This is a genomic window from Acidisoma silvae (assembly GCF_020618775.1).
GTDB lineage: Bacteria > Pseudomonadota > Alphaproteobacteria > Acetobacterales > Acetobacteraceae > Acidisoma > Acidisoma silvae.
This window is the reverse complement of the sequence record NZ_JAESVB010000009.1, coordinates 127,315-140,423: the sequence shown is the minus strand read 5'-3', so window position 1 is coordinate 140,423 and position 13,109 is coordinate 127,315. Positions and strand designations below refer to the sequence as shown.

Here is a 13,109-nt window from a genome sequence, read left to right as displayed (position 1 = left end):
GGCGGAGGCGGCCCATCCGGTCCGTTCGGGCCAAGCGGTGGCGGCGCGGGCGACACGCACATCACCACATTCAATGGCCTGCACTATGACTTTCAGGCAGCGGGTGAATTTGTCTACGCGCAGAACGCAGACATCACGGTTCAGATTCGTCTCGAACCGGGTGGCGGTCCGCAGCATCCGTCTGGAGCCGTTACCTATATCGTTCAGACGGCGATCGGTCTGGGCACCGACCGCCTGACCTTTGACTTCACGCGGACGCAGCCCTTCTGGCTCAATGGTGCGCCCGTCACCCTTATTTCCGGTCAGTTCCTGCCTTTGGCCGGTGGCACGGTCTATGCCACGGCAAGCGGTTTCGTTGTTCAGGCCAATACCGGCGAAGAAGTTAAAATCGGCAACGAAAGCACCTCCGTCTTCCTCGATGGCCATACGACCGGGGTCGCCGGTCTGCTCGGCTTGCCCGACAGCACGACGCCGCAGAACCTGACCTTGCCTGATGGCACCGTTCTGCCGACAACGCTGACAGCGGACGAACTCTACAAAACCTATGCGGATGCCTGGCGCGTGACGCAGGCGACATCGCTATTCGACTATGGTGTCGGCGAATCGACCGCCACTTACACCATCCCGGGATTTCCGGAAGCTCCGGTGACCCTTGCCGATCTGCCGCCGGCGCTTGTCCAGCAGGCGACGGAATACGTGGCCTCTCTCGGCATCACCAATGCGACGCAGCAACAGGATGCGGTGCTGGACTATCTGCTGACCGGTGGCAGCCAGACCACGCTCGACAGCGATGCGGCCAATAGCGTCGGTGGCGCATCGACATCGACCGTGCAGGTGACCAGCCCGCCAGTCGAACTGGTGGGCATCACAGGTCCGATCGGACCCGTCAGCATCGGCACCGGTACGGTCAACGTGACTTTCCAGGTTTTCCTGAACAATCCCAGCGCCGTGCCGGTTGTCGTGACCTATGCCGTGCCGACCAATTCATCGGCGAACCAGCTCGGCGCCGCCGATTTCGGCGGCACTTTGCCCAGCGGCACTGTGACGATCGCGCCGGGTGCGACCTCCGCCACTATTACGATCGCGGTGCCGGGCAACCTGCGACTGCCGGTGGAGACGCTGCAGCTTGCGATTGCAACGGCGACAGCGGGCGTGACGCTTGCAAACGCAAGCGGAGCCGCGACCTTGGACAGCAGCGTGCCCATCGAAGGGTCCGATGCCCAGGCAAGCTTCGCCCAGATCTCAGGCCCTGGCGTTCTGACCCAGGATGGAACAGCCTTCACGCTGAACCTTGGCACGATTGGTGCTGACGGCGTGGCCGCGATGAATTTGGCGATTGCCAATATCGCGGCCTCCTATGGGAATACGCTTGCCGGGACATTCGCCACGGCGACCGGCAGCGGATTCACCATTGTGAAACCCAGCGTGACAGGCCTGCTGCCCGGTGGGGTCGCAGGTGGTCTCAGCATTACGGCCGGCACGGCGCTCGGCCAGCATACCGAAACGCTGACCTTCAACCCGACGCAGACCAATAGCAGCAACTTTTCCGGCAAGCTTGCGCCGATCACGCTGACGATCATCGACAACGTCATATCTCCGATCGCGCAGCCCTCGACTATTCCGGCGACCCTCACCTTCGACGCCCGTGTGGGCGGTGCCTCGACCGGCTCGCTGACCTTCTCCAATACTTCGCCGATCGGCAGCGACTCACTCGGTATCCTGCTGTCTGACAGCGGGGGGCATTTCCTGCCGGTGCAAACCGCGCCCCTGGCACCCGGCGCTTCCGCCACGCTGTCGCTCAACAGCCTTGCCACGACAAGCGGCACTTTCACCGACACGCTCAATGTTGCCTATAGCTCGGTCCCGCCCTCAAGCACCGGTCATCCGACCGTTGCGGAGACGGGCACTACTGTGGCGCTGACGGGGACGGTTTATCTGCCGGCCGACCCGGTGCTGGAGACGACGATCTTCAACTTCGGCACTGTCCATCAGGGCGATGCCGAGACCAGTCAGATCATCTCTCTGTTGAACGCCGTGGCGGGCGGCGCGCTGTCCGACCAGCTGCTCGCCAATATCAGCGATATGCCGGTGGGCCTGTTTGCCACCGGCACCGCGAATGTGACGATTGACCCGGGCGAAACCGCGAGCCTTGGCGCTATCGGTCTCAATACATCGATCGCGGGTGTCGTGAACGGTGACGTCGCCATCAAGCTGACGACGCATGATGCGGCACAGTCGGATGCGACGCTCGGCACGCTGAATGTCAAAGTCGAAGGGACGGTTATCGGCAATGCGCTGCCGGATTTCGTCGAAGTCTCAGGTCCGGGTTCGCTCAGTGGGGCGCCGGGTCAAAACCAGATCCTGAATCTGGGGTCGATTGTCGTCAAGTCTCCCGATCAGGTCATCAAGATCGCCATCAAGAATGCGGCCGCCGGATTGGCGGACAATTTGACGGGATCTTTGACCTATACGTCGCTGGGGGTAACCCAGTCGCTTGGGGACATTCCGTCCCTCGCGCCCGGCGTATCCTCGGGCGACTATGAATTCACCTTCGCGCCGACGGCCCTCGGTGAGATCAATGATGTCATCACCCTGACGCCCATCGACAGCGTGATTGGCGCATTGCCGATCCAGACGCTGACGATCGAGGGTGATGTGGTCGCCTGCTTCCTGCGCGGAACGCATATCGCCACGCCGGACGGCGAACGGCGCGTGGAGACGTTGCGTATCGCCGATCTTGTGACGACCGCATCGGGGCAGAATGCGCCCATTCGCTGGATCGGCCGCCGCAGCTACAACGGACGGTTCATCCGTAGGAACCGCGACGTTCTTCCCATCGGCATCCGCGCCGGAGCCTTGGCAGATGGCATTCCCCATCGTGATCTTTGGGTATCGCCATTGCATGCCATGCTGATCGACGGTGTGCTTATCCCTGCCTGCGAACTGGTCAATGGCATGACGGTCGTCAGAGCCGAAGCGATGGCAGAGGTGGAGTATTTCCACATCGAGCTGGCCAGGCATGACGTGCTTCTGGCCGAGGGGGCGGCGTCTGAAAGTTTCATCGATGACGACAGCCGCATGATGTTCCACAACGCCGCCGACTATGCGGCGCTCTATCCAGATGCCGCGCCCGAGCCGGCAATCTATTGCGCCCCGCGCGTGACAGATGGCTTTGCCTTGGAGGCCATCCGTCACCGGCTGGACGTGCGCGCCGGATTGCGGCCGGACACCGAGGCAGAACCCTTGCTGGGCTATGTCGAGGCAGTGGATTCACAGCATATCGTGGGATGGGCGCTGAATCCCTCGCGTGCCGAGGTTCCGGTCTGTCTCGATATTCTGGTCGACGGCCAGCTGATCGCGCAAACCTTGGCCAATGATCACCGCCCTGATCTTGTGGCGGCAGGATATGGGCGCGGGAATAATGGTTTCTGCGTGACCCTGCCGATGACGCTTATGCCGGTGCCGAGAGGAAAGATTGACGTGCGGCGCTCGTCGGATCATGCGGCCCTTCCGGCGTCGTCCGGCACGACACGCGTCGCCTGATACGGGAAAGCCATTCGTGCCGGAGCCAGACCCAGAACCTATAATAGCGACGACACTCTTCGGCTTCATCGAACAGGTCACACGGGAGCGCATCAAAGGCTGGGTTCATGATGCGCAGTCCCTCCAGACACGCGTAACGCTGCTCGTCACGGCCAATGATAAATTACTGGCCCGCGTGCTGGCGGATCGGTTGCGGCCGGATGTGCGGGACGCCGGCATCGGCGACGGGCGCTATGGGTTCGATCTGGAGATAAAGGGACTATCGCCCTTCGAAACCCATGTCATCGCCGTTCAGCGGGAAAGCGACATGGTGCATCTGGATCGCTCGCCGATCACGCTGGAAGCGGCCGTTCAGTTTAATGCGGCCTTTCGCGCCCAATGTGCTGCTTTGCTTGCCAACGCGCCGGACGATGCGGCGCTGACGGAACGCATCGACTTCATCGCCGAGCAGGCGGAGCTGCTGATGCAACAGCGCGCCCATCGCCGCAGCCGCCCCGTTGAGCGGACGGCGCTGCGGCAGATCAAATGGCGTTGGACGGGTGCGGGGCCGCAAAGCGCTGCAACGGACGCGCACCCCTTGCTGCCACGCGCTTTGGTGATTGACGAGACGATGCCGGTGCTGAGCCGCGATGCCGGATCGAATGCCGTGCTGTCGCATATGCGCTCGCTCCAGCGTCTTGGGTTCGAAGTCAATTTCGTCGCCGCCGACATGGCGCCCGACGCGACCGGCGTGTTGCAGGATGCCGGTGTCATCGGATGCCATTCGCCGTGGCATGGCTCGGTGGAAGAGGTGTTGCGGCGCGAACACGGCAGTTTCGACTTCGTCTATCTGCACCGCGCGCAAATCGCGGCTTCATATCTCGGTCTAATTCGTCGTCACCAGCCGAGAGCAAGGCTCGTCTATAGCGTCGCTGACCTGCACTGCCTCCGCCTCGCGCGGCAGGCGAGGGTGGAGGATCGCCCCGAATTGATGGATCTCGCACGGCGCTTCCAGCTTGTAGAATTGCGGGCGGCGGCGGCGGCCGATGCGGTCATCACGCATTCCACCCACGAAGCCGCGCTGCTTCGGCAACAGGTGGCCGGCGCCAATATCCATGTCGTGCCTTGGGCGGTCGCCCCGCAGCCAACGCCTGTGCCATTCGCCGCGCGGCGAGGATTGGCTTTCATCGGGCATTATGGGCATGCCCCCAATCTCGAAGCGGCGCGCTGGCTGGTGGATGAGATCATGCCGCGCGTCCATGAGATTGACCCGTCCGTTTCCTGTCTTCTGGCCGGAAGCGATATGCCCGACGACCTGATGCGTACACGGCCAGGCATTGAGGTGATCGGGCAGGTGGATCAATTGTCGGATGTCTTTGACCGCGTCCGTCTGACGATTGCGCCCATGCTGTATGGTGCTGGCATCAAAGGCAAAGTGCTTGAAAGCCTGGCGCGGGGCGTTCCCTGTGTCTGTACACCTGTCGCGGCGGAAGGGTTAGACCTGCCGGCTGGGCTCGAGGCCCTGGTATCGACCGGTGTGGAAGCGGTGGCCGCCACTATCCTCCGGCTGCATGAAGACGAAGCCCTGAACCATGCCTGCGCGGAAGCCGGCCTTTCATACATAGCCGCTGGCCTCTCGGAAACGCGCATCGATGAACTGATGCGTGGCGCGGCAGGCCTGGCCGCTGACCGCACCGTTAAGCTGGTCCCCGGTCCCGGGTAGTTTTGCCTATCCGCCCAGTTTGCTGAGGGCCGCGACATTGCGCGCTAAGCGCTCGTCGCCGGGGCTGAGCAAGAGTGCGTCCTGGGCGTGTTTCAGCGCGATTGCGTGCTGGCCGAGCTGGGAGGCCGCGAAACTTGCCAGATCATGCGGGTGTGCACTGGCCGCGCGCGGATCGTTGAAACCCGCCGTCGGTCCTTTCTTGATGGCAAGCGCCTTGCTTGCGGCGGCATAGCACCCCGTCCAATCGCCCGCTTCGTAAAGCATGTCGGCCATTTGGACCCATGTTTCTCGCCGGTCGGGTACAAGGAGGGATGCGCGTTTCAGCCAGTCGAGCGCCTGGGTCCGGTCACCGACCGCGGCGCGGCACTGCGCCAGAAAGCCCATGACAGCGCTTTTTTCCTCTTTCCACGTCGCGGACGGCAAATCCAGATAGCGTCTGGCTTCTTTTTCGGCGCCGATCCAATCGCGGTAAAAGATACATTCGCGGGCGAGATAGAAGGCGTTGCGGGAACTATGCGGCTCTTCCTTTGCCGCCACTTTCAGCAGATCCATATATTGCCCGCGCGACTTGGAGGAATCGGGCCAATGATCCATGCGCAGCTTGCGGAAGTGGACGTTGACCTCTTCCACACGGTCCGAATACAGCGCCTCGTGGCAGGCGTGACGCCAGAGATAGCCCTGCCTGGCATGGCAACGGTCCGTCCAGTATTCGACCCCGGGCGAGCCATCGGCCTTATGAGACCAGGCATAGAGGTAATGCCCACGGGTCGCGCCCGGCTTCCACTCCGCGTCGAAATCGGCGCGCCATCCGTCGTTCAGCCGTTCATCGAGATCAAGCGACAGGCAGACATCGATATCGGCCGGCACCAGAGCCAGCGCCGCATTGCGGGCGGTGTCGAAACGCCAGGGGCGGATGGTGATCGGCACCACCGTCGCACCGCCGTCGCGCAAAGCCTCCACCGTGCCATCAGTGCTGCCGGTATCGGCCACCAGCACGCAATCGGCGCCTTCGCAAGTCTTCAGAAAGCCTGCGACATGCTTCACCTCGTTCTTCGCGATGGCATAGATCGCGATGCGCATTGCCTGATCCTGTTCTCAAAGCGCTTTATGCTGGCAAGACAGGTTGCAGTTTCCTGATACGTGGTCAACGTTGCCTGGTGACAGAGGTGGTGGCCGGCGGTGACTTTTCTCCTAACCCATCACGGGACGTTGCTTTGCCGTAGCGGAACCCGGCTGGTGCATAAGGCGGCGGACAATCGGACCGGCGTTACGCCTATTCGCCTGGACCTGGCCTGGGAGCGCATTCGCAGCGATTTCGATCGCAACCTGCGGGCGAACGCGGTTGAAATCCGATCCTCCATTCCGCTTGGGGACTTGGCCGGGTTTACCTTGCATGTCGAGCCCGATCGCCGTTCCGTGCTGCTGTCGCGAGACGACCGCTACCTGTCCGCGCAGCCGGACGGATCGCTGGTGGCCGATCGCGAGCAGGCGTCCGGCTGGGAGCGTTTTCTGCCCCTTCAGGTCGATGAACTGGACCGGCTGCTGTCGTTGCGCCGGCATGATTGGGTGCTGTCCGGCATTGACCAGCCGGTTCCGGGGCGATCCGTGCGGGTGTCCCGGCAACACGGCCTGTGGTTCGACAAGCAGCATTTCGATCTGCGCTATCAGTTGCCGCTGCTCGACGCGCAGGACGGGCGGGAATTGACCTTGCTGCGGGACGGCTGGCGTATCGTCAAGGCAAGAGCGTTCAAGCCTTTGGTCTGTTACGTCGCCGTCGGCAGCCAGGTTGTGTTCGACCAATTGGCACTCAGTTTGACGTCGCTGCTCTACTGGGGGCGGTATAAGGGCGATATCCATATCGCCACGGATCGAAACCCGACGGAGCTTCTGGCACGGGTGCCGGGGCTTGATGCGGCCAAGGTTTCGTTTAAGCGCCTATCGGACACGGATCGCGTAGGCGCGATTTCGGCACGATATTCGCTGATGGACTGGCCGGAGCTGGAATCGTTTCAGCCCATTCTGATCGTCGACACCGACATCATTTTCGACAGCGATATCACGCCCTTGCTGTCACATATCCTTCTGTCGGACAGGATTGTGGTGCCGATGGAAGAGTTTTCCACGCGGCTCACGGATGAGTCGGTCGGTGCGAAGCTGTTCACTGCCGACGATGTAGTGCCGGAGGAAGAATTCGGTTTCAATGCCGGCTCGATGGGCGTTCCTGATCTGCACCGCCATGGTGACCAGCTCCGCCTCATCCGCCGGATCATCGGCAATCGAAGCGACATCTTCGGTCGCAAACACTTCAACTGGATCGATCAGCCGATCGCGAATTACGTGGCGGAGGTGATGGGCGGGTTCGAGACCGCGCAGATGAAACGCTGGGTGCGATGGGGTCGCGCCGGCACCAGCATCGAGGGGCGCCGCGGCCTGGTGCATTTCTGGGCACCACGCGGCCAGGCTGCGAAGTTGCAGGCCATGACCGACTATATGCGCGCGCTGGAAGCAGCCGATTGAGCCATGGCCTCAGCGCGCTACCTGCGCTTCTGAATGCAGACCATTTTGATGCGCCCCAATTCCGGCGCATCCGAGTTCGCGCGCAGGAAGAAGATATTGTTGATGGATCCTTCGACGGATCGGCATTGCGACGGGCTGGCGAAGGGGATGTCCAAATCTCCTGACGTGATGAAATCTCCGAAGACATCGCGCGTCTTGCGGCATTTGGGGAGTTCGCTTTCGTAACCGGGCTGCCAGTCCAAATCTTCAATGAAGTAGAGGCCGCCCGGCTCGACGGCCGTAAACAGATGCAGCAGTGCGGATTGCTGATGATAGGAGGCGTGCGAACCGTCATCGATGATGAAGCGTGCCGGCGGCATGTCGGTGGCAAGCTGTGCAAGGTCAGCCGGGTTGGACAGGTCGCCTCGCCGGAAATGAAAGCGGGGAATGGCGATATTACTGAAGTCCGAGAGGTCGAACCCCCAGCATTGCGCCTGCGGGAAATAGTCCAGCCATAGGCGCACCGAAGGCACATCGTCGACTGGCCGGCCCGGGTCGCGGTAGGTGGCGGTATCGCCACGCTGCAGGCCGATTTCCAGCATCGTGAAGGTGTCGGTCGCCCATTGTTCAAAGAATGCGCTGTAGAAGGCCGTGTAATTGTGCCGGTTGCCGACCTTGGTGCCTTTGTCGGATCCGTATTTATTGGCGAGGTGGGTCAGATTTTCTGGCATCTCGATCCTGCTGCGTCTGTGGGATGGTCAGGCTTTCAATTGGCTTGGGGGATGTGCGGCGGCTGGCCGGTTGTCAGCCGTCTGATCAACTGCCGCCAGGCGTCAAGACAGGTCTGCCAGCCATAGACCTCGCGCGCATAGGCCTGCGCGGTGGCCGCCATCGCGGGCTGTCCACCCCATGGATTCTCAAATTCCTCGGTCAGCTCACGGACCAGGGCAGTGACGCAGGCTTCGCGGTCACTTGGCGGGGCATAGAGATGGGCGAAGCCCGCCGCCGTCTCTGGCAAGGCCGCGCGGGCTGTTGCGATGACCCGCACACCAGCGGCGATGGCTTCCATGACGGCGATGCAGGAGGTTTCGTTGAAGGTTGATGGATAGGTCAGGAAATGCATGTCACGGAGCGCCCGCCGGATTTCCGCATTGGGCTTGATGCCGTGATAGGTGACGCCGGGCAGGCGGCGCGCATGGGCAAAGGCGGATTGATGGCCGCTGTCGGAAAAGCGCTGGCCCCAAAGGCGAAAGCTCGACCAGATATGCAGTTCCGCGTCCGGCCGGTCGAGACGCTCCCACGCATCGAGCAGGATGGAGAGGCCCCGATCCGGCGCACTGGTATAGGCGCAGCGCCACCGCCAGGGTTTTTCCGCCGGCCAGGGACGCATTGGCCCACCGGTTTCCGTCGCATTGCGAATGACGTGGCAGCGCTCGGCGGGGAGCGTTGGAAACTGGGTCAAAAAGCGCTGACGCTGCCAGTGGGAGACGAAGACGATGGCGGCCACATCCTGCGTCGTCTGTGTGTCTGCACACCACCGGAAAGACGCCCCGGCATCGTTGTGCAACCATACGACCAGCGGCCGGTCGTCGCGTTTTTTGATGTCGGGCCAATGCAATTGCAGATTGATGGCGTCCAGCTCGGTGCCAAGCCGTTCGGCCAATCCGTATAGCATCAACTGCGTGCCGCCCATCGTCTTACTGGGACGCCACAGCTGATAGGCCAGTAATCCTGGCTTCGCGGCTTCGAAGGTTTCCCATGCCATCCGGTGCGGTGCCGCGAAAAGCACGTCAGAGGCTTTGCCTGCGCTGAGATAAAGCCGGTCCTGCCGCAGAGCGACATTATCCGGTCCCGGCATGAATTCTATGGCGATTCCATCAATCATCGTGCTCTGCGCAGCATCGGCCACGGAAGCAATAATCGCTTCGGGCGCACGGGTCTGACTGGCATCGTCATGCAAATGCACAAGCCTCCAGCCAAGTTGCGGGTGTTTGGCGATGACGAGGTTTTTGGGCGCAATGTCGGCTTCTGCCTGAGCAAAGCTTCCGTCGCTCATCCGATGGACAAGCATGCCACGATGCGTGCGGAGATATCGTGGATCGCGCCATTCAGCGGCTGCCACAACCGAATTTGTCATAAGATCACCTGAGATGGCCCCACCCCGGAACGTCTACGTATTGATCTTAGAGCGCATCTTCTTGGTGCAATAGGTGCGTCAGGCTTGCAAATGCTCTTTCCGGTCGGGTTTATGGGTCTCGTCGGGTTCTTGACCTCTAACATTACGCCTGCTCGCTAGACATGACGGGCAATCCGCCGCCACGATTTCTGAGCACTCATAGAGATCAGCCACCCGCCTCGTGGGGGCCACGCGTCAGGAAGGCCTGTTGCTCAAAGTCGTGCGGGGCGTTTCACCGAATTCGCTTTTATAGCTGCGGCTAAAATGCGCGAGGTCAGAAAACCCAAATGAAAATGCTGCTTCTGTGACGGAACTGACATTGTTCATCACTAAAGCGTTGCGACTGGCATGCAGCCGTTCCTTCCAGATCCAGCGCATCGGTGTCGTCGACATTTCCCCGAACATACGATTGAGACTGCGCACAGAGACCCCACCAATCCGTGCCAAAATCTCTGGCCCTAAGTCCCGGTCTCCAAGATTGGCGCGTGCGTAGCGCATTGTTCTGTCCAGACTTGCGGAGGCCGCACCAGCGCTATTCTCTTCCCGAAAGAGATCACACATAGCGACTAAGACATCTATGACCGAATTCGCAAGCCTGGCCCCGACCAAGGCTTGCGCGGGATTGCTCAGGTCAAGCCGGGTCGCTTCGGTGATGATGGCCGATAACATGGGAGCGAGTGGAGCCGACAAAGGAAAGGTGACCGATACAAGGTCGCGGGGTTTCGTTATGCGCTGATCAAAGAGAGACTTGGGAATTTTGACGAGTCTGGCATCCGCGTCCAAGTCGTATTGGAACACCGCAGAGACATCATACAAGACGAAATCACCGGTATGCTGGACGGATCGGCGGCCGAATTGGTTAAGTTCACCGCGCCCACGGCTGAGGAAGCTCAGTATATACGCGTCCTGATCGTCCTGCTGGATATGCTTGGTGTTACGTGACCACAAATGAAGAGGCGCACGAAGCTCACTGACCAGAAGCGGTCCCAAATCTTGACTGGTCAAAGATCCGCTGAACGAAGCGTCACGAACCTCAGTTACCGCGGATGCCGTTACGTAATTCCGGCAGACGAACTCCCTCCAATAGGCAAAGCGCTCTTCAGGCTTAACGAGACTGGTATCTTCTACTCTTCTAACCACAGCAGCCTCCTGCCACACTGAATAGCGGCCCGCCTCGTCGCCAATGTGTATCCAGGCCTCCGTTCATCAATCAAGAATGGCCTTGCCAGACAAAAACATTGGCAGTGGCAGGCTAGCATAGCGGTCCCGAAAAGCGCAATTATTGGGCAGATCGTTCGCGATGGGGCCCCTTAAGGCTTGATTGCCTAAAGATTCGCCATTTCGGTCGGGATTTTCAACCTGCGCCTGGAGAATTGTGTTGCCGATCGGCCCGCGATGTCGAAGTCAGCGTCCCGGCGACGTCGCGGTCACCGCATGATTCGCCTGCACGCGCGTTCATCGGCTCGACATTCGATATGACTGGATGCCTGGCGACCCTTCGTAACTCTGAATACTTTCTTTACAGGAGCGTATGATGCACGACATCCATGAAGAAGGCCGATACACGACAGATATCGCCTTACGCGTGAAGGCAATGGAAAGCCTGCTGGTCGAGAAGAATCTGCTCGACGCTAAAGCCGTCGATAAAATCGTTGATCTCTATCAGAATAAGATTGGCCCAAGAAACGGCGCTCGTGTCGTCGCAAAGGCCTGGGTTGATGCAGACTATCGGGCGCGTCTGCTGGAAGACGGCACTGCCGCCATCGCCGAGCTTGGCTATACCGGCGTGCAGGGTGAGGAGATGGTTGTCGTCGCGAATACTGAAGCCGTTCACAACGTCACCGTCTGCACGCTCTGCTCCTGCTATCCCTGGCCGACGCTCGGGCTGCCGCCCAATTGGTATAAGGAAGCGCCGTACCGCTCACGCGTCGTCATCGATCCGCGCGGTGTGCTGGCCGAATTCGGCGTCACCTTGCCGGACAAGACGCAGGTTCGGGTTTGGGACAGCAACGCCGAGCTTCGTTACATGGTGCTGCCCATGCGCCCTGCGGGAACCGAAGGCATGGGCGAGGAGGATCTTATCGCCCTGATCACGCGGGACTCCATGATCGGTACCGGATTTCCCAATAGCCCCACCGCTTGAGAGGAATCTGCGATGAACGGTATCCATGATCTCGGCGGCCGCCATGGCTTCGGCAAAATCAATATTGACCCCGGTCAACCCATTTTCCATGCCGAGTGGGAAGAACGGATGTTCGGCATGTTCATTCTCGCTTTCGCCGGCGGCTTTTTCAACGTCGACAAGTTCCGCCACTCTATCGAACAGATGGACCCGGTTCATTACCTGACATCCGGTTATTACGAACATTGGTTGCATGCGCTGGAGCATTTCGCCGAAGAGCATGGTGTCATCACCAAAGCGGAATTGGAAGCGCGCATGGCGGAACTCGCGAAGGAGGCCGCGTGATGGTTTCGAAATTTCCGCTCGACGGTGTCGATGAGCTGATCCGCACCGGCGCCAATTATCACAGCACCACGGATGCCGCGCCCCTCTTCAAGAACGGTGATCTGGTTTGCGCCGTCAATATCAACCCGACGACTCATACGCGGTTGCCGGCCTATGCACGCGGCAAGCGCGGGACGATCGTGAAGAATTATGGCGTCTATGTTCTGCCCGATGCCGTCGCGCATGATCTCGGGGAGAAGGGACAGTTCATGTACAATGTCGAATTCGAAGCGGGCGAGCTTTGGGGCGCAGATGCACCCCATCCCGCCGACAAAGTCTATCTCTCGATGTTTGAGGATTACATCATAGCGGCGGAGGCTTGAATTATGGTGCCCGATTTCAAGACCACGGTGGGACTGCCGCAGGATCAGGAAGGCCCAATCTTCGCCGCTCCTTGGGAAGCCGCGGCCTTCGCCATGGCTGTGAAGCTTTGCGAAGACGGCCATTTCACCTGGCCCGAATGGGTTTCCTGCTATTCCGCCGAAATCCGTGAGCACGAGGCCGAGGCGCATCCGGGTCAGACGATTCATTACTATGAGATCTGGCAGGAAGCGCTGGAAAGCATGCTGGCGCAAAAAGGCCTGCTTGATTTGCATCAATTGGATCATCGGCACGAGCATCTGCGTGAGCATCCGCCGCATCACGATCACGCTGCCAAGCGCGAACCGGTTGCTATCGCCTGACAT

At 60.5% G+C, this 13,109-nt stretch carries 11 protein-coding genes; 7 read left to right on the top strand and 4 right to left on the bottom strand.

Annotated elements, in window-relative coordinates:
• Together ASILVAE211_RS17760 and ASILVAE211_RS26365 are read left to right on the top strand one after the other, a co-directional pair.
• Window positions 1-3,543 (top strand): Hint domain-containing protein (locus tag ASILVAE211_RS17760; RefSeq protein WP_227322691.1); only part of this gene is annotated, 3,543 nt, incomplete at its 5' end.
• 16 nt (window positions 3,544-3,559) lie between these two features.
• On the top strand, window positions 3,560-5,245 hold the full coding sequence (locus ASILVAE211_RS26365) for a glycosyltransferase (RefSeq protein WP_227322690.1): 1,686 nt from the start codon (window positions 3,560-3,562) through the stop codon (window positions 5,243-5,245).
• 6 nt (window positions 5,246-5,251) lie between these two features.
• Here ASILVAE211_RS26365 and ASILVAE211_RS17750 read toward each other — a convergent pair whose 3' ends face one another.
• On the bottom strand, window positions 5,252-6,325 hold the full coding sequence (locus ASILVAE211_RS17750) for a glycosyltransferase family 2 protein (protein WP_227322689.1): 1,074 nt from the start codon (window positions 6,323-6,325) through the stop codon (window positions 5,252-5,254).
• Between the two features lie 99 nt (window positions 6,326-6,424).
• Between ASILVAE211_RS17750 and ASILVAE211_RS17745 the strand changes: the two genes are divergently transcribed.
• A complete protein-coding gene (locus ASILVAE211_RS17745; protein WP_227322688.1) occupies window positions 6,425-7,762 on the top strand; it encodes a hypothetical protein in 1,338 nt (445 codons plus the stop codon).
• A 17-nt stretch (window positions 7,763-7,779) separates the two neighbouring features.
• On the opposite strand, the gene ASILVAE211_RS17740 is transcribed toward ASILVAE211_RS17745, so the two are convergent.
• The 3 genes from ASILVAE211_RS17740 to ASILVAE211_RS26360 form a co-directional block, all read right to left on the bottom strand.
• A complete protein-coding gene (locus ASILVAE211_RS17740; protein WP_227322687.1) occupies window positions 7,780-8,472 on the bottom strand; it encodes a hypothetical protein in 693 nt (230 codons plus the stop codon).
• Between the two features lie 35 nt (window positions 8,473-8,507).
• Window positions 8,508-9,878, bottom strand: coding sequence for a glycosyltransferase (locus ASILVAE211_RS17735; protein ID WP_227322686.1), 1,371 nt, complete (start codon window positions 9,876-9,878; stop codon window positions 8,508-8,510).
• A gap of 234 nt (window positions 9,879-10,112) precedes the next feature.
• On the bottom strand, window positions 10,113-11,057 hold the full coding sequence (locus ASILVAE211_RS26360) for a helix-turn-helix domain-containing protein (RefSeq protein ID WP_227322685.1): 945 nt from the start codon (window positions 11,055-11,057) through the stop codon (window positions 10,113-10,115).
• Window positions 11,058-11,451: 394 nt separating this feature from the next.
• Here ASILVAE211_RS26360 and nthA point away from each other — a divergent pair, with 394 nt between their 5' ends.
• From nthA to ASILVAE211_RS17715, 4 genes are read left to right on the top strand one after another with little or no spacing between them, the layout of a single operon-like run.
• Entirely contained in the window at window positions 11,452-12,060 is a 609-nt protein-coding gene (gene nthA / locus ASILVAE211_RS17725) for a nitrile hydratase subunit alpha (protein ID WP_227322684.1), read from the top strand.
• Between the two features lie 12 nt (window positions 12,061-12,072).
• Complete coding sequence (locus tag ASILVAE211_RS26070; protein ID WP_264478942.1) at window positions 12,073-12,384, top strand: nitrile hydratase subunit beta; 312 nt, start codon at window positions 12,073-12,075, stop codon at window positions 12,382-12,384.
• Complete coding sequence (locus ASILVAE211_RS26065) at window positions 12,384-12,746, top strand: SH3-like domain-containing protein (protein WP_264478951.1); 363 nt, start codon at window positions 12,384-12,386, stop codon at window positions 12,744-12,746. The genes ASILVAE211_RS26070 and ASILVAE211_RS26065 overlap by 1 nt, the downstream gene beginning before the upstream one ends.
• A 3-nt stretch (window positions 12,747-12,749) precedes the next feature.
• Window positions 12,750-13,106 (top strand): nitrile hydratase accessory protein, encoded by a 357-nt coding sequence (locus ASILVAE211_RS17715; RefSeq protein ID WP_227322683.1) that lies wholly within the window; start codon window positions 12,750-12,752, stop codon window positions 13,104-13,106.
• Window positions 13,107-13,109 lie beyond the last annotated feature (3 nt).